Annotated in this window: 15 protein-coding genes; 9 read left to right on the top strand and 6 right to left on the bottom strand. The window is 74.2% G+C overall.

Going from position 1 to position 17231, the window contains the following annotated elements; genetic code table 11:
- Positions 1–79: 79 nt before the first annotated feature.
- Positions 80–223 carry a DUF6126 family protein gene (locus ACWCXH_RS11585; RefSeq protein WP_449801200.1) on the top strand — a complete coding sequence of 48 codons (144 nt, stop codon included), beginning with the start codon at positions 80–82 and terminating at the stop codon, positions 221–223.
- A 13-nt stretch (positions 224–236) separates the two neighbouring features.
- Here ACWCXH_RS11585 and ACWCXH_RS11580 read toward each other — a convergent pair whose 3' ends face one another.
- Entirely contained in the window at positions 237–2726 is a 2490-nt protein-coding gene (locus ACWCXH_RS11580) for a cytochrome P450 (RefSeq protein ID WP_449801199.1), read from the bottom strand.
- Positions 2727–3082: 356 nt separating this feature from the next.
- On the opposite strand from ACWCXH_RS11580, the gene ACWCXH_RS11575 reads away from it, so the two are divergent.
- From ACWCXH_RS11575 to galE, 5 genes are all read left to right on the top strand, one after another.
- Complete coding sequence (locus ACWCXH_RS11575) at positions 3083–3865, top strand: sigma 54 modulation/S30EA ribosomal C-terminal domain-containing protein (protein WP_449801198.1); 783 nt, start codon at positions 3083–3085, stop codon at positions 3863–3865.
- Between the two features lie 146 nt (positions 3866–4011).
- Positions 4012–4452, top strand: coding sequence for a hypothetical protein (locus tag ACWCXH_RS11570; RefSeq protein ID WP_449801197.1), 441 nt, complete (start codon positions 4012–4014; stop codon positions 4450–4452).
- Between the two features lie 279 nt (positions 4453–4731).
- Positions 4732–6942, top strand: coding sequence for an RICIN domain-containing protein (locus ACWCXH_RS11565; protein WP_449801196.1), 2211 nt, complete (start codon positions 4732–4734; stop codon positions 6940–6942).
- A gap of 81 nt (positions 6943–7023) precedes the next feature.
- Entirely contained in the window at positions 7024–7647 is a 624-nt protein-coding gene (locus ACWCXH_RS11560; RefSeq protein WP_449801195.1) for a hypothetical protein, read from the top strand.
- A gap of 106 nt (positions 7648–7753) precedes the next feature.
- On the top strand, positions 7754–8773 hold the full coding sequence (galE, locus tag ACWCXH_RS11555; RefSeq protein WP_449801194.1) for a UDP-glucose 4-epimerase GalE: 1020 nt from the start codon (positions 7754–7756) through the stop codon (positions 8771–8773).
- A gap of 65 nt (positions 8774–8838) precedes the next feature.
- Here the strand turns inward: galE and ACWCXH_RS11550 are convergent, their stop codons facing one another.
- Together ACWCXH_RS11550 and ACWCXH_RS11545 are read right to left on the bottom strand one after the other, a co-directional pair.
- Entirely contained in the window at positions 8839–9522 is a 684-nt protein-coding gene (locus tag ACWCXH_RS11550; RefSeq protein WP_449801193.1) for a lytic transglycosylase domain-containing protein, read from the bottom strand.
- Positions 9523–9605: 83 nt separating this feature from the next.
- Positions 9606–9812, bottom strand: a complete 207-nt coding sequence (locus ACWCXH_RS11545) for an antitoxin (protein ID WP_449801192.1) — start codon at positions 9810–9812, stop codon at positions 9606–9608.
- A 276-nt stretch (positions 9813–10088) separates the two neighbouring features.
- Between ACWCXH_RS11545 and ACWCXH_RS11540 the strand changes: the two genes are divergently transcribed.
- Both ACWCXH_RS11540 and ACWCXH_RS11535 read left to right on the top strand, forming a co-directional pair.
- Entirely contained in the window at positions 10089–10688 is a 600-nt protein-coding gene (locus ACWCXH_RS11540) for a DUF6542 domain-containing protein (RefSeq protein ID WP_449801191.1), read from the top strand.
- Positions 10681–12273, top strand: a complete 1593-nt coding sequence (locus tag ACWCXH_RS11535) for an LCP family protein (protein WP_449801190.1) — start codon at positions 10681–10683, stop codon at positions 12271–12273. Before ACWCXH_RS11540 ends, ACWCXH_RS11535 begins: the two co-directional genes overlap by 8 nt.
- Before the next feature lie 129 nt (positions 12274–12402).
- On the opposite strand, the gene ACWCXH_RS11530 is transcribed toward ACWCXH_RS11535, so the two are convergent.
- Entirely contained in the window at positions 12403–14286 is a 1884-nt protein-coding gene (locus ACWCXH_RS11530) for a DUF6777 domain-containing protein (protein WP_449801189.1), read from the bottom strand.
- A 205-nt stretch (positions 14287–14491) separates the two neighbouring features.
- On the opposite strand from ACWCXH_RS11530, the gene ACWCXH_RS11525 reads away from it, so the two are divergent.
- Entirely contained in the window at positions 14492–15835 is a 1344-nt protein-coding gene (locus ACWCXH_RS11525) for a streptophobe family protein (protein WP_449801188.1), read from the top strand.
- Positions 15836–15849: 14 nt separating this feature from the next.
- Here ACWCXH_RS11525 and ACWCXH_RS11520 read toward each other — a convergent pair whose 3' ends face one another.
- Entirely contained in the window at positions 15850–16224 is a 375-nt protein-coding gene (locus ACWCXH_RS11520) for a DUF1304 domain-containing protein (RefSeq protein WP_449801187.1), read from the bottom strand.
- Positions 16221–17207, bottom strand: a complete 987-nt coding sequence (locus tag ACWCXH_RS11515; protein WP_449801344.1) for a serine/threonine-protein kinase — start codon at positions 17205–17207, stop codon at positions 16221–16223. The genes ACWCXH_RS11520 and ACWCXH_RS11515 overlap by 4 nt, the downstream gene beginning before the upstream one ends.
- Positions 17208–17231: the final 24 nt, after the last annotated feature.

Here is a 17231-nt window from a genome sequence, read left to right as displayed (position 1 = left end):
GGTCCGCCGAGGCCCTGATCAGCCGAGGTCCCGAGCCGCTCGGCCCGACCGACCAATTCCCCGAGGAGAACCCGCCGCCATGAGCGACAGCACGCCCGACAGCACGAGCGAGGAGAAGCGCCGCCGCAAGGCGATGCTCATCCGTGCGGGCATCTACATCTTCGCCACGCACCTGTTCGCCGGCTTCGTGCTGCTGCTGTTCGCGCTCGGCGGGCGCAAGTAGGGCCGCCCGGAGCCTATCGGTAGCGGTGGCTGGTGCTCGTCCAGGTCTGCACGCCGTCGACCAGTTCCCGGGTGCCGTCGAGGTACCAGTCGGCCTCCGGGTGGCGCCGGAGGAGCTCGCGGCGCAGGACCGCGCTCTCCGTGCGCAGCTGCGCGACCCGGGCGCGGACCGCGCCGACGGCGTGCGTGCGGCCGCAGCCGCGCAGACGTTGCAGGGTGAGCACGGTGTTGAACGCGGCGGCGCCCTGGCGCTCCTCCCGTTGCAGCGAGTACAGGTCGTTGATCAGCGTGGCGGCGTCGGCGGTGTGGGCGCGCAGCCGGTGCAGGGCGGGTTCGGCGTGCAGCGCGGCGGGCGCGTCGGCGCCGTGGACGCGTTCCAGTATGTTCATGAACGGGTAGAGGCAGCTCCCGTGGCGGCGCAGCCGCATCGTCTCGGCGAGACCGAGGCGCGGGACGGTGCCGTGGGCGCGGTGCTCGGCCTCGGCGGGGAAGGTGGCGAGGCAGGCCCGCCACTCGCGGGCGGCCCGGGCGCTCCAGACGGGGGAGGCGGATCCGCTCTGGCGATCCCACAGTTCCCGCCAGACGGCGGTGAGCCGGTCCTCGCCGGCGGCCGGTTCGGCGCCGTCCAGGACGGCGATCAGCGGGTCGACGATCGCCCGCGCCTCGGCGGATCGGCGGCCGGGCGAGCCGTCGAAGCGGTCGTCGAGGATGGTGAACCAGCCGAGGAGGTCGACCAGGAGGTCGAGGTCGGCGCCGCGGGTGCGCGGGTACGCGTGGCCGATCAACTCGGGCAGGGCGTAGGCCTGGTAGCGGGGGAGCTCGGCGCGGGTGAGCAGTCCGCGGTCGAGCGTCCAGTCGGCGTGCCGGGCGGTGGCGGCGGCCAGTTCGCCGTCCGGGCGGGCGGGTCGGCGCGCGGTGGCCGGACACCGGCCGGGCGTGGCCTCGCGCCGTTGCCCGCCCTCGCGCGGGGTCAGCCGGACCCGCAGCCCTTGGGCCTGGACGGTGGTCCACACCACCTCGCGGGCCCGCGCCCCGGGGACGGCCACCGGCCGCCAGCGGCGCAGGATCGCGGCCGCCGCGACGGTCAGCTCGGCCCATGCGAAGGCCTCGCCGATGCACTTGTGCTTGCCCGCCCCGAACGGCAGGAAGGACTGCCGTCCGGCGCCGCCGTCCCGCCAGCGCTCGGGGCGGAAGCTCAGCGGGTTCGGGTAGCGGACCGGGTCGCGGTGCAGTGCGGTGAGGCTGTACAGCAGCTCGGTGCCGGCCGGGATCCGGTAGGGGCCGAGCTCGACGGGCACCTGCGCGGTGCGCATCAGGAACGCGTTGGGCGCGTGCAGCCGCACCACCTCCTGGGCGACGGCGCGGGTGTACGTGAGGCGCGCGAGCGCGTCGGGCGTGGGGACGGTGCCCGCGGGCAGGTGCTCGTCCAGTTCGGCGAGGACACGGGCCTCCACCTGGGGGTGGCGCAGGAGTTCGTCGACCAGCCAGGTGAGGGTGGTGGAGACGGTCTCCGTCCCGGCGCCGAACATGGTGATCGCTTCGGACCGGACGTCGGCCTCGGTGAGCGGGCGGCCGGTCGCGGGGTCGGTCGCGGCGCGCAGCAGGGCGGGTAGCGTTCCGTCCGAACCCGCCTGCCCGGTAGGGCCGTTGACGGCCTGGTCGACGACCTGGTTGAGCACCCGGACGGCCGCGTCGAAGCGGCGGTTGACGGGCAGCGGCAGCCGGGCCAGCGCCGGGTGGGGGTAGAGGGACTGGATGATCTGTCCCTTGACCAGGTCCGGCAGCGCGCGGTGGAAGGCGGACGTGGCGTCCTCGCTGAGCCGGGCGTCGAACAGGGAGCGGGTGACGATCTCCAGCGCGAGGTGGTTCATCTCCTTGGCCACGTCGAGGACCTGGCCGGGCCGCCAGCGTGCGGCCCGTTCCTCGGTGACCCGGTGCATGACGGCGACGTACTCGGCCATCCGGTCCGCGCCGAAGGCGGGCTGGATCACCCGGCGGCGGTCGCGGTGGGCCTGGCCCTCGGACATCAGCAGGCCGTCGCCGAAGGCCGTCTTGAGGGTGTCCTGGACGGCACCGCGCGGGCAGTCGTGGGCACGGGCGACGAGCAGCTTGTGGACGAGCGTCGCGTCGGTGACCACGCAGACGGTGCGCGGGCCGAGGCGGATGCGGACCACGCCGCCGTGGCGGGCGAGCGAGCCGAGGAAGCCGAGTGGGTCGCGCAGCAGGGCGGCGGCGTGGCCGAGGCCGGGGAGCGCGCCGGGGGCGAGCGGCGGGACGGCCGCCCGGGCCGCGAGCGAGGCGGCTCTCGCGGCCTTCGGGAGCAGGGTTTCCGATGGCGTCGTGGTGGTGGGCGTGATGGTCGCGGGCGTGGTCGCGGTTCTCGGGCACGCGGCCGCGGGGGCGGTTCTCGACCGGTCGGGTGCCGTCGGTGTCCCGTTCGCCACCGGTGTCCGGTCGGCCGCCGGTGTGCTGCTCGCCGTGAGTGCCCCTGTCGTCAGGGTCATGACACTACCTCTATCCAGATGGGCCGGGGCGGCGGTACCGCGGGATGCGCCGTCGCGCCGGCCGGGAGGCGGGGGACCGGTCAGCACGGAGCCCCGCGTACACCCTTCCCAGAGGGCGCACGACATGAGAAACGCGCCGGTTGGACGGGCGTTTCGCCGCGCGCGGGCGGATCACCCCAATGGTCGATCGACAACACCCGGCCGCGCGCTCCCGGCGCCCGGCGGGCGCGGCCGCCTCGACCTGTGGCGATGCCGGTGCGCCGACCCGTCCCCGGTTGCCTCGCAGCAGGGTCTTTCGGCCCTCGCCGGTCGGCCGCGGGCGGTCCAGCATGGTTGCCGGACAAGGAGGTTCCCTGATGACGCGTCTGCGCCCCCGGCCGGCCCTCGACGTGCGCGTGGAGATCCGCGGCGAACTGCCGCGCGAGGACGCCGAGTACGCCCGGAGCCGGGCGCTCGACCTGGTCGCCGCGATCGGCACCGGCATGCGCGCGGCCCGGGTCCGGCTCACGCGCGTGCGCGGCCGGGCCGTCAGCCGGCCCGCCGTGGCGCAGGCCGACGTGGACCTCGACGAGGTCGGGCCGGTCCGGGTGCAACTCGCTGCCGTCACCACCCGGGAGGCCGTCGACCTGGCGCTCGGCACCCTCGCCGGCCGGGCCGTCCGGCTGCGCGAGCACGGCCACATCGGGCTCGCCGCCGTCCACGAGAGCGCCTACCGTCCGCAGTTCGCCGCCCGCCCGCTCGCCGAGCGGCGGATCGCCCGGCGCAAACCGGTCGTCCTCGCGCTGCGCACGCCCGAGCAGGCCGCACGCGACATGCTGGCGCTGGACCGCTCGTTCCACCTCTTCACGGATTCCGGCAGCGGCCAGGACAGCGTCGTCCACCGGCAGCCGCTGGGCGGCGGGCTCGGGCTGCTGCGGGCGGTCCGGGTCGAGGGCGCCGCCGCCTGCGCGACCCTCCCGCTCGGCGAGCACCTGGAGCCCGTGCCCTGCCTCGGCCTGCGCCAGGCGGCCCGGCGACTTTGGCTCACCGGGCGGCCGTTCGTCTTCCACACCGACCCCGGCGAGGGCCGCGGCCGGGTGCTGTACCGCCGGTACGACGGCCACTACGGCCTGATCGCACCGGTGCCGGACGGCGGTTGAGGGGCGGCGCGAAGCGGCGCTCGGAATGGTGTGGACACGAAGCCGAGGGCCGGGAGGTGAGGACGGGACGGCCGAGGGGCAGGAAACCCCCGCACGCCGCTCCGCCACCGAACCGGTCCGACGCCACGAGACGGGAACTGGGATCCATGGACTGCGACGACGAGGTCATGCTGACCGTCCGGATCAGCGCCGCCGAGCGGGCTCTGCTGCGCTCCCTGGCGCGCGGCCGCGGCGGCGACGTCTCCGACGTGGCGGTGGACGGCCTGCTGGACGTCATCCCCACCCTGGACGGCGACGCCGCCGCCCTGTGGCTGCGCCGGGTGCTCGCCCGGCCCGCACCCTGCGCCGTGACGCTGTGGCTGCCCGCGCCGGTCGCCGACCTGCTGCCGCTGCTGGGCGAGCGGATCTCCCGGACGGGTGGTCCGGCGGCGGGCCCGGCGAGCGCCGCGCTGTCCGCTGCCCTGCGGCTCTGGCTCGCGGGTGACCCGGCGGTGCTGGCCACCGCACTCGCCCGCCTGCGCTGCGGGCGGGGCACCCGGCCGGTCCCGGTCCCGGCCGTTCGACAGGCCGCCCACGCCGCCGCCTGACGCGGGGCCCTGCCTTCGCCCGCCCTGACGCCGCTCTGGCGCAGCCCTGGCGCGGCCCTGTCGCCGCCCTGATGCCGCTCTGGCGCGGCTTTGTTTCCGTCCTGTCTCCGCCCTGCCGCTGCTCTGACGCGGCCTCGAACGGAGCCCGTTCACGAGCCCCGAAAATTTTCGAAAGAAGTTTCTGTTATTCCCACCCGTCCCATCCGCTCTCCCATGTGTCGGAAGGCTCGGCGCCCGTCACCACAGGGGCGCGAGCCGTCGCACGAGGAAAGGAACGCGATGGGACACCGCAGCACGGAGCTCCGTCGACGCAGGCGGAGGCGGTTCACCCGCAGGACGACGCTGATCGCCGCGGCGGTCGCGGCCGGTCTGGTCGCGGGTGCGCTCGGCATCTCGAGCGCGCTCGAACCGGCGGGAAGCCGCACCAACGCCACGGCCGCGGCGGACGGTCCGGCGTCGGGCAACCAGGCGGGCGTGGTGTCCGACGAGGGCAGCGGCGAGACCGGGACCGCCGAGGGCGCGACCCAGGCGCCCGCGCCCAAGCGCGACCAGAAGGCCGCCCCGCTCAAGGAGATACCCAAGGACCAGCCCGACCGCGGCATGGTCTACGCCGGCCTGAGCCTGCCGAACGGCGACCGCTGCGCCGGCGCGCTGGAGGTCACCGGCGGCCAGCTGTGCAGCCACGGCCCGGACGCACCGCCGAAGGACGTCGACATCCACAAGGACGTCGCGCCGGTGGCTGCCGCGGCCGCCCAGACGCCGGTGCTCACCCCGGCCGCGAACGCCCAGCCCCCGTCCGCCGCCGACCTGCTGAAGGGCGCCGCGCCGGTCCTCGACGCCGGTCAGAAGGCGCTGCTCGGCGACCCGGCCGGGGCCCCGCAGCAGAACACCCCCGCCGCGTCCGGCGGCTCGTCGGTGGTCTGCGAGGGCGACGGCAGCAGCGGCAACCGCATCCAGGTGGTGTACGTCCACGCCCCCGGCAACGACCGCTACGCCCAGTACCTGGCCTCCTTCAAGAAGTGGGCCGCCGACGTCGACGTCATCTACAACGCGAGCGCCCAGGAGACCGGCGGCGTGCGGCACGTCCGCTTCGTCACCGACTCCGACTGCTCCGCCTCCGTGCTGAACGTGCAGGTCTCCGACGCGGACATCCAGGACTTCAACGCGAGCAACCGGGCCCTCGCCGCGCAGGGGTTCAACCGCAAGGACCGCAAGTACATGATGTTCACCGATGCCAAGGTGTACTGCGGCATCGGCACCTTCGCCGGCGACGAGCGTTCCGGCCAGGACAACCTCAGCAACTTCGGCCCCTCGTACGGCCGGACGGACTCCGGCTGCTGGGGCGGGCACACCGCGGCGCACGAACTCGGCCACAACCTGGGCGCGGTGAACAACAGCGCGCCCAGCACCAGCAAGGGTGGCCACTGCGTCTACGACTACGACCTGATGTGCTACTCGGACTACCCGTACTACCCGCAGATGAAGCTGGTCTGCCCGGACCGCTCGCACTACGACCGGCTCGACTGCACGCATGACGACTACTACAGCACCGACCCGAAGCCGGGCAGCTACCTCTCCTCGCACTGGAACGTCGCCAACAACCGCTTCCTCATCGCGGGCAACGGCACCGGTCCTGGCCCCTCGCCGACCCCGACCGCGACCCCGACGCCGTCCCCGACCGCTTCGCCCACCCGGACGGCGTCGCCGTCCCCGACGCCCAGCAGCAGCACGACCGGCTCGCCCTCGCCGACCGCGACCCCGACCACGACCCCGACCCCGACCGGCACTCCCACCACCGGGACCGGTTCGCCCGACGTGACGGTCAGCCAGATCACCCAGAACTCCGTCATGCTGAGCTGGCCGGGCGTCCCGTCCGCGGCCGGTTACGACGTCGTGCTGGGCGGACAGACCATCGGCACCGTCCGCTCCACCGTCGTCGGCCTCGTCCGACTCGCGCCCGGCACCTCGTACACCGTGGCGGTCGCCGTCCGCGACGCCGCCGGCGCGGTCGCCAAGCCGGGCCGCGCCGTGACCTTCCGCACCGCCGCCGACGCCGGGCGCCCGCAGCCCGGCACCCACTACACGATGGTCAACGGCCTCACCGGCCAGGCCGCCGACCTGTGGGGCAGCTCGCTGAACGACGGCACCGTCGCGATCGCCTACCAGCGCACCGGCTACGCCAACCAGAAGTGGGTGTTCGAGGACGCGGGCGACGGCGCGGTGCGGATCAAGTCCGTCCGCTCCGACAAGTGCCTGCAGCTGGGCGGTGATCCGGTCGCCGGTCAGTACGTCGCACAGCGGCCGTGCTCCGACGCTGCCGCCCAGAAGTGGCAGCTCAACGCCTCCGGTGGAGGGTTCAGCCTGACCGCGGCCGGCAGCTCGCTCGTGCTCGGGATCAGCGACCGTTGGTACTACGGTGGTTGGCTGCTGGAGCTCCAGCAGCCGAACGGCCAGCCGTACCAGAACTGGTCGCTGCAGAAGACCAGCTGAGTCCCCCGGGGCCCTGGGTGCGGTGGACGCACCCAGGGCCCCGCCCTGCCCCCCGCACCCGCTCTCCACGAGGAACCCGCCATGCGCACCCGAACGCTCCTCGCCGCCCCCGCGCTCGCCGTGACCGCCCTCGGCATCGTCGCCCTCCCGGCCTCCGCCCACGGCGACACCGTCCACCTCGACATCTCCGGCGTGCAGAACGGCCACGTGGCCGCCGTCGCCACCTTCGAGAACGACCACGAGCCGGTCGTCGAGGAGTTCGCCGGCACGCTCGCCGCGACCTCCGGCGACGGGCGCACGGCCGGCCCCTGGCCCCTCGTCGCCGTCCCGGGCCACCCCGGGACGTACACCACGCGCGAGACGCTCCCGGCCGGGCACTGGCGGATCACCGTCGACTGCGCGTTCCCCTCGCTCGGGCACGGTGAGCGCGAACTCGACGTCGAGGCGGCGGCGATCACCGACCCGGCGCCGGCGATGAGCGGTGCCACCCCGGCCGGCCCGTCCGTTCCGTCGTCCGCCGCACCGACCGTCTCACCGGTTGTCAGCAGCGTGGTGCCGGCCGCCTCCGCGGCCGCCCTCGCCTCCACGTCCACCGCCCGTGACACCACCTCCGACGCGACCACCTGGGCCGCCATCGGCACCGCCGCCGCGGCCGTCCTCCTCGTCGCCGTCGGCTACTGGCTCCGCGTCCGCGCCCGCCGCTGACCGTGCCTGCCGGGCAACCGGTGGAACCGCCCACTGCGCGCCGCCGTCCCTGCTCTCAAGACCGACCACCACCCGGTGGCCGGGCCCGCGACAGGGAGCGAAGCCTATGAAGAAGGTCCTCATCACCGGCGGAGCGGGCTACATCGGCAGCACGGTCGCGTCCACGCTGCTCGACCAGGGAGTCACCCCCGTCGTGCTGGACGACCTCTCCAAGGGCCGGGCCGAATTCGTCGAGGACCGGATCTTCTACCAGGGCGACATCGCCGACTCCGACCTCCTCGACCGGGTCTTCGCCGAGCACCCCGACATCGACGCCACCCTGCACTGCGCGGCGCGGATCGTCGTCCCCGAGTCCGTCGCCAAGCCGCTGTACTACTACCGCGAGAACGTCGCCAAGACCGTCGAGCTGCTCGACTCCCTCCAGCGCCACCGCTGCACCCGCGTCGTCTTCAGCAGCTCGGCCTCCATCTACGCGCCCACCCCGGACGGACGCGTCGACGAGACCTGCGTCGTCGACGCGCAGAGCCCGTACGCGCGCACCAAGCAGGTGATGGAACGGATCCTCCAGGACTGGACCCGCGGCGAGGACGCCGAGGACCAGCGCGTCATCACCCTGCGCTACTTCAACCCGATCGGCGCCGACCCGCAGCTGCGCACCGGCCTCCAGGACCTCCACCCCTCGCACGCCCTCGGCAAGCTGATCGAGGCCCACGGCGCCGGTACCCCGTTCACCGTCACCGGCACCGACTGGGACACCCGCGACGGCTCCGGAATCCGCGACTACATCCACGTCCAGGACGTCGCCGACGCCCACGTGGCGGCGCTCCTGCGCTTCGACGAGGTGATCGCCCCGGCCGCCGCCGAGCGCTACCGCGTCGTCAACATCGGCACCGGCGAGGGCACCACCGTCCGCGAACTGGTCGCCGCCTTCGAAGCGGCCGTCGGCGCCCGCCTCGACATCCGCGAGGCCGGTCCCCGCCCCGGCGACGTCATCGGCTGCTACGCCGCCATCGACAACGCCCGCACCCTCCTCGGCTGGACCCCGCGCCGCACCATCACCGAAGCCGTCACCGACGCCCTCGCCTGGCGCACCAAGTGGACCACCCACCTGACGACCGGGGCCTGACCACCCGCCGCGGGTCGAGGAGTCGACCCGCGACGCGACGGCCGGGCGGGCGCGGACCTGCCGGATCACTTCACCGCGTCGGCGGACCGGGGCCAGTTGTCGTGGAGGCGGTCGAGGTAGGACTGGGCCTGGGGGCCGGGTTTGGCGCCGCGGGCGAAGGCGAGCATGTTGGCGGCGCCGGTGTTGTAGCCGAGGGCGAGGAGTTCGTCGCGGGTGTAGGTGGCGGCGGGTTTGGCGGGGAGCCGGTCGGCGAGGTCGCGCAGGTGCCAGGCCTCGGCCTGGATGGCGAGGTTGCGGTCGTCGGGGAGTTCCTCCCAGCGGCGGGTGGCGAAGTCGCGGCCCTGCTTGGTGTCGTCGAACGCGGCGCGGTGCATGTTGGCGATGCCGAAGGAGGCGTCGGGTTTGCCGCGCTGCCAGGCCCGTTCGAGGTCGGGGTCGTGCGGTTTGTAGGACTCGTTGTAGAGGATCGCCATCACCAGCTGCGGGTTGACGCCCGCCTGGGCCGCGTACTCGCGCACGGGCTTCGCGTAGTCGGCGGGGTCGTAGCGCCCCGACGGCGGCGACGGGGGAGACGAGGCCGGTGAGGACGAGGAGGACGAGGGGGACGCGGACGAGGAGGGGGAGGCCGAGGCGGCCGCGGACGGTGAACCGGGGTGGTCGCCGCCGCGGATCGTGCCCCAGCCGACCGCGACGACGAGGCCGACGGCGATCCAGCGCCCCCAGCGTGGTCCGTTCCGTTCTTCGCCCACCGCTGTCGGCCCTCCCCGTTCGCTCGGAACTTCGTGCGGAATTCGTTCGACGACCGTACGTGCGGACGCGCCTCCGGCAGGTGCTACTCGCCCGGCTTCTGCCCGCCGTCGAGGTCGCGGAGGAAGCCCTTCGCCTTCTCGACGCCGGTGCCGATGTGGCCGCTGTACTTGCCGTCCGTCCTGTCGTCGATGGCCTCGCCGACCTTGTCCAGCCCCTGCCCGATCACGTCGCCGTGCTCGCGGGCGAGGTCGGTGGCCTTGTCCGCGAGGTTCTTCAGACTCTCAAACATGGTGACGCTCCGCTCCTCTGATGCGTTCCTGTAGATGTGCCGACGTGGCGGGGGCATGATCGTTCGGATCATGACCATCCTAGCGACGGCCTCCGGACGGTCCGCGGGTGCGGAGTGCGACGGGTGACTTTGCTGAAATGGGTTTGTATGCTCCAGTCCCGCTTCTACAACCCTGTAGAGGCGGGAACCGAAGCCAGGACGGTTCGCGTCCCGGCACGCAGAGCGGCGCGCTCGCGCCGTGGCAGCGGTAAGCCGAAACGATCGAGGGAAGTGCGCATGGCCGGGCAGCGGGCGAGAACGCCGTACCAGGAGGCCGGGCCGCGCCCCGACGACGCCACCGTCCCCGCGCAGCGGTCGCGCTCGGCCGGCGGGGGCGAGCAGGTCCCGGCGTCCGGCGCCCGTGGCCAGCGCGCGAGCGCGGCCACGCGCCGCAGGCAGCAGGCGAGGAAGCGCCGGAGCCTCCTGGTGGCGCTGGCGGCGGTCGTCCTGCCGCTGCTCGGTGCCGTCGCCGACGAGCTGAACGGCCCGGGCGTCGGGATCTGCTTCGCCGTGGCCGCCGTCCTCGGGACGGCGCTCGCGACGGGGCTGGCCAGCAGGGCGGGCCGCTGGTGGGTGGTGACCGGCGCGCCGCTCGTGGTGCTGGTCACGGCCTCCGCCACGGAGTACGTGTTCAACGGTGACAAGTACCAGGACACCAAGCAGCTCGGCACCGGCGCGCTGCGCTGGGTCGTCGGAGCGTTCCCGGTGATGGCCGCGGCGGTGGGAGCCGCGCTCGTGGTGACCCTGGTCAAGGCGGTGATCGCCCGGCGGCAGCCGGAGGGCCGGGCCGGTGGAGGCGGAGCGCCGGACGGCAACCGAAGGAGCCGACGTGGCTGACCGCAGGCCCACTCGCGGGCGCGCCCCGCGCGGCGGCCCGGCCCCGCTCGCCGTCGCGGGCCGCACGATCGCCTGCGCCGTCTCGGTGGCCGTGCTCGGGGCGAGCGGCTTCACCTGGTACGAGTACCGCAGCCTCGACGACGGCATGACCAAGTCCGGTGCGCTCGGCGAGGCCAAGAAGAACGCCCCGCCGCACCTCGACAAGTCGGTGAACCTGCTGCTGATCGGCCTCGACAGCCGCAAGGACATGGACGGCAACGACCTGCCGAAGCAGTTCGTCGAGGACGAACTGCACGCCGGCTCCAGCGAGATCGGCGGGTACAACACCAACGCGCTGATCGTCCTGCACATCCCGGCCAACGGCGGCAAGGTCACCGCGCTGTCCGTCCCGCGCGACGACTACGTGCAGACCGTCGGCGCGGACGGCAAGATGCACAAGATCAAGGAGGCGTACGGGATCGCCAAGGAGGCCGCGGAGGCGAAGCTCGCCAACAAGGGGCTCTCCAAGGCGGAGTCGGAGCGGCAGAGCCGCGAGGCCGGGCGCTCGGCCACCATCCAGACCGTACAGAGCTTCCTGGACGTCCCGATCGACCACTTCGCCGAGGTCAACCTGATCGGCTTCTACGACATCGCCAAGGCGGTCGAGCCGATCCAGGTCTGCCTCAACCACCCGGTCGACGACCCGATCATCGCCCGCACCGCGACCCACGAGGGCGGCGGCACCGGGCTCAAGCTGCCCGCCGGCATCAGCTCGCTGGACGCGGCCCAGGCGCTCTCCTTCGTCCGCCAGCGCCACCACCTCACCAACGGCGACCTCGACCGCACCCACCGCCAGCAGGCGTTCATCTCCTCGGTCGAGTACAAGCTCAAGCAGCAGGGCATCCTCAACGACTTCGGGCAGATGCAGAAGCTGTTCGGGGTGGTGAAGAAGGACGTCGTCATCGACAACGAGTGGAACATCCTCGACTTCGCCCAGCAGGCGCCCAACCTGACCGGCGGCAACGTCGAGTTCAACACCCTGCCGATCGCCGGGTTCAAGACGGTCGGGGGCCAGGAGGTCAACACCGTCAACCCCGACCTGATCAAGAAGATCGTCCGGCAGCTGTTCAGCCACGACAAGACGCCCGTCCAGGCCGCGCCGGACGCCGGGGACACCGCGTCGCCGAGCGCCGCGCCCAGTACGGCGGCGACGACGCCGGCCAAGGACAAGGCGACCGTGGACGTCCTCGCGGTGACGGCCGCCGGGCCGGGCGCGGCGGCCGGCGAGTCCAAGGCGCTCACCGAACTCGGCTACCCGGCGGGGAAGGTGGGCGACGCGTCGGGCCGGACGAAGGCCACCACGGTGACGTACGGCAGCGGCGCCAAGGCCGACGCCCAGACGATCGCCGCCCGCTACGGCGTCACCGCGACCGCCGCCTCGGCCGTGCCCGCCGGGCACGTCGTGGTCACCCTCGGCAGCGCCCGCGCCGCCACCCCCAGCGCCGCGCCCTCCGCCGCCCCCTCCGGTGACCCGGGCGATCCGGCGGCCGGCCTCCCGATGCAGGGGCCGGCGGTCAAGGCCGGCGGGATCCCCTGCGTGGACTGAGAGTCGGCCGTGCGCGGGGCGGCGGACGGGCGGGTGCTCGGGCCCGAGGACACCGCTGTCCTGCTGCCCTGGGACGAGCCGCTGCCACCGGCGTTCGCAACGGCCGGTGGCAGCGGGGGAGTCATGCGATCAGGGGGTCATGCCCGGCATGGTCGGGCCTGGCATGGTCGGGCCCGGTGGGGTCGGGCCCGGCATGGTCGGGCCAGCGGTTGTGCCCGTGGTTCCGGTCGGTCCGGTCGTGACGCCCCCCGTGTTGGTCGGGGGCTTGGTGATCACGGTTGGCGCCTGGGTCGACTGGGTGGTGGCGGGTGCCTTGGTGATGATGGTTGGCGCCTGGGTCGACTGGGTGGTGGTGGGCGGCTTGGTGAGCATGGTGGGCGTCTGAGCCGTCACGGTGGCGGTCGGCGCCTGGGTCGACTGGGTGGTGGTGGGCGCCTTGGTGGTCGTCGTCGCGGTCTCGGTCGGTGTCTTGGTGGTCGTCGTCGGGCCGGAGGTGGTCGGGCCGGTCGTCGTCACACCGGGCGTCGTCACACCGGGCGTCGTCGGGCCGGGCGTCGTCGGGCCGGGCGTTGTGACACCAGGCGTCGTCACACCGGGCGTCGTCGGGCCGGGCGTCGTGACACCAGGCGTCGTGACACCGGGCGTCGTCGGGCCGGGCGTCGTGACACCGGGCGTCGTGACACCAGGCGTCGTCGGGCCGCTTGTGGTCGCGCCGGGCGTCGTCGGGCCGGTTGTGGTGGAGCCGGGCGTCGTCGGGCCGGTTGTGGTGGAGCCGGGCGTCGTCGGGCCGGAGGTGGTCGGGCCGGGCGTCGTCGCACCGGACGGCGTTGCTGACGTGGATCCCTTGGTCGACGTCGAACTCGTCGCCGACGGCGTGCGCGGCTTCATCGGCGCAGGCGGCGGAACGCCCGGCGCCAGCGGGCCCTTGGGTGGCTCGGCATGCCGGTCGATCACCTCGATCCGCCCGGTCAGGCGGACGAACCAGCCACCCGTCTCGACGTTGACCAGCTCGATCTCGGTCACCGGCTGCGGCGCTGGGACAACGATGATCAGCGTGGCCGGCTGGAAGCCCGCCCACGGCTTCCCGATGTACTTGGCGTTGGACACCAGCTGCGGGGGCTTCAGCGGGTTGCCGCACGAGCAGCGCACCCGGGGCACGCCCTGCGCGTCCACCAGCACGGCGGTGCCGGCCTGGAGCGCCGACTGGTACTCCGTCACCGCGCCGCTCTTGTAGTTGTGGTTGGTCACCCGGGTGTCCACGCGAAGGTCGGCAGAGGTGAGCGAGCGCAGGTAGCCCGGGATCGCGGACTGCTCGATGCCCGCGGCCGACGCCCAGGCCCTGCCACGGTCGCCGGCCGAGAGCATCGAGATCAGCCGCTCGGTGTCGCAGCTGGACTTGGTCATCGTCCCGGCGTAGAGCCCGGAGGACGTGCCCTGCACGCTGTGGAGGGCGGCTGGCGGCGCGCTCTGCCCGCCCTGCCGGCCCTGCGCGCTCTGCCCGCCCTGCCCGCCCTGCCCGCCCTGCCCGCTCTGCCCGCTCTGCCCGCCCTGCCCGCTCTGCCCGCTCTGCCCGCCCTGCCCGCCCTGCCCGCCCTGCGCGCTCTGCCCGGGCTGCTGTGCCTGGGAGGTCGCCGGGGCGGGGGCCTGGGAGGTCGCCGGGGCGGGGGCCGGGGGAGTCACCGGCGCGGTTTCCACCGATTGGGTGAACGGGTCCGGGCCCGGATCGGCCGGTGTCTGCAGGGCGACCTCATTGGCGGCCGGCACCATCTCGGTCTTGTTGCCACTGTTGCTGACGACCAGCACGGTGGCCACCACGGCCGCCACCAGCACGCCCGCGCCCACCGCGATGCCGCGTCTGGAGCGCCACCACGGCCGGTTCGGCCCGCGCCCGGCGCCGCCGGTGGGTGGTCCGGGCGGCCCGGAGGGCGGCGGCGGGCCGCCCGAGAGGGGACCGGACGGGGGGCCGAGGGGCGGCACGCTGGGCGGGCCGGAAGGAGGGGGTTCGTAACTCATGGTGGCTCCGTTTCACATGCGGCCGGCGCAGAGGGGCCGGCGGGGAACGCTTCTGCCACTGGGTTCCATTTCTCCCCCCGTGCCCCGGATGCCGCAACAGCTGGCACGCGCACCGTCGCCGCGCGTGCCGACCCCGCTTCGGCCACCCTGGAAGCCGGTCGAACGAAGCGGCCGATCCCAGGGGCCGGGCACACCAGGAGGCGACATGCAGCAGGCCGCGACCGCCCCCGCCGGACCGCCGGGCGCCGTGCGCGGCTGGCTGGACGCGCTCGCCGTCGTGGTGGCCGGGCTCGCCGCGATGGCGGCGGTGGCCGCGCTCGGCCTCTGGCTGGCCGGCGCGGACGACCTCCCGGACGGCGGATTCCCGTCCGTGCTCGCCGCGACGATGGCGCTCGCCGTCGGCGGTTCCGTCCAACTCGACGGCGGCGCTGGTCAGTTCGCCGCCGTGGACGCCGGGATCACCGCCATGCCGCTGTCCGTCGGCCTGGCCGGTGCGGTGGTGATGGCCGAGGTGTTCCTGCGCCAACTGCGGTTCCGCGCGGTGGCCGGCGGCGACGAGCTGCTCGGCCGGATCGTGCGAACGGTGGTGCTCTGGCTGCTCGCCCTCGTGGTGCTCACCCTCGGCGCCTCCCACACCTTCGTCGTCCCGCTCGGCGGCGGCATCGAGCAGGCCATCGGAAACGCGCTCGGCCTGACCCCCGAGGTGGGCTTCCACGCGGACGGGCCCAGCACGGTCGGGATCGGGCTGGTGTGGCTGCTCGTGGTGCTCGCGGGCACGTTCGCGGTGTCCCGGCGGGCGCCGCTGCCGGCCGCCCTGCTGCCCTACCAACAGGCCGTGCGCCCGGCCGCGTTCGCGCTCTGGATGCTGCTGCTCGCGTACGTGGCGATCGGGGTGGTGGCGGGCGTGCTGACCGTGATCGTGCACGGCAACGCCCGGCAGACGATGGCCGTCGTGCTGCTCGCCCTGCCCGACCTCGCGTGGCCGGCGTTCGGCATCGGGCTCGGCGCCGAGTGGCACGGCCGACTCTCCGGGGCGGTCGGCCTGCCGGTGCCCAGGCCGCTCGCCGAGGTGCTGCGCGCGTCGGACGGCCGGCAGGCCACGATCAGCCTCGGCACCCTCGCCGACCACGACGCGCGCAGCTGGTGGCTGCTGCCGGTCGCCGCCGTCCTGCTGCTCGCGGCGGGCTTCCTCGCGGCCTACCGGTCGCCGAGGACCGTCCCGCTCTGGCAGCACGCCGTCCGGCTGGCACTGGCCACCGCCGCGGTCGTGGCCCTGATCGGCGCGTGGACCCGGGTGGACGCCGACTACGGACTGTCCGTGCTCGGCGTCGGCGTGGGCCAAGGCGGGCTCGGCGGCCTCCTCGGCTCCATCCTCGGCAGCGCCAACCCGCTGGCCGGCCTCGGCAACGGCAGCCTCACGCTCCGCCCGTACCTGTGGACGGCCGTCCCCCTGGCCGCGGGCTGGGGGCTGCTGGCCGGGGCCCTCGGCGCGCTGCTCGCGGCGCGGGTGGGCCGCCGGGGCGAGGTGCCGCAGGGGCCGACGGAGTGAGGTGGGGAACGCGCTCAGAACGCCCCGGTGAGCAGGACGACCACCGGGGGCAGGGCCTGGGCGAGGGCGCCGCGCCAGACCTTGGGCTCCGAGACGAAGAGGATGACCCCGCCGGCGATCATGAACGTGCTGACGTAGGTGATCATCGCCCGCCCGGCGGTCGGGTGGCCGACGTGCAGGAGGACCAGGCCCGCGACCAGGCCGAGGGCGAGGAAGAGGTTGTAGAAGCCGACGTTGAAGCGCCACAGCCGCACTTCCGGGGCGTCCGCCGTGCTGCCCGTGAGCAGGAAGCGCACGCGCGGGTGCCCGTACAGGAAGCTCTCCAGCGGCCACGCGATGAGATGGATCGCGGCGGCGAGCATGGCGAATACCTGGCTGACGGCGTTCATCTGGGGTACGGCTCCTCTCGGACGCGCTGCGGCGGGTGGACGACCGGGGCGGCCCACGCGGGCGGCTCGGGCACCGCGTCCGCCGCGGCGTCCGCCGGGACGACCCGGGTCGGCGGTCCGCCGCCCGTCCATGCCGCGGGGGCGGCGCCGACGGTGACGGCCGCGCGCAGCGCGGTGACGAACTGCAGGCAGGTCGCGTACCGGTCCCCGGGCGCTTTGGCGAGGGCCCGGGCGACCACGGCGTCGACGGCGGGCGGCAGGTCGGGGCGGTGCTCGCACAGGGTGGGCGGCGGGTCGTTGAGGTGCGCCCAGAGCAGCGCGAGGTCACTCTCCCGGCGGAACGGCGGCGCACCGGCCAGCATCTCGAACACCACGCAGGCGAGGGCGTACTGGTCGCAGCGCCCGTCCAGCGGGCGGCCGGAGATCTGCTCGGGTGCCGCGTAGTCGAGCGTCCCGACGATCTGGCCGACGCTGGTCAGCCCGCTGAGGGACAGCGACTTCTTGGTGAGCCCGAAGTCGGCGAGGTACAGGTGCTCGGGGTGCTCGCTGTCGGTGCCGGCGGCGACCAGCACGTTGCCGGGCTTGACGTCCCGGTGGACCAGGCCGTGGTCGTGCGCGGCGTCCAGCGCGGAGGCGATCTGCAGGGCCAGCCGGGCGGTCCGCTCGGCCGGGAAGGGGCCGCCGCGGTCGATCATGGCGCGCAGGTCGCCGCCGTCGACGTAGCGCATGGCGATGAACAGGATGCCGTCGTGCTCCCCGGCCCCGAAGACCGGGACGATGTGCGGGTGGTCGATCGCGGCGGCGGCCTCGGACTCGTGCATGAACCGCTGCCGGAACACCTCGTTGCGGGCGAGCTCGGGGGCGAGGAGCTTGACGGCCACCGTCCGGCCGAGCCGCAGGTCCTTCGCGCGGTAGACGACGGCCATGCCGCCGCGGCCGATCTCGTCCTCCAGCCGGTAGCCCGCGACCGTCCGCCCGACCATCCCGGCGGGCAGGCTGGGAGCGTC

The organism is Kitasatospora sp. NPDC001660 (assembly GCF_053596725.1).
This window is presented reverse-complemented; position numbering and strand designations above follow the sequence as displayed.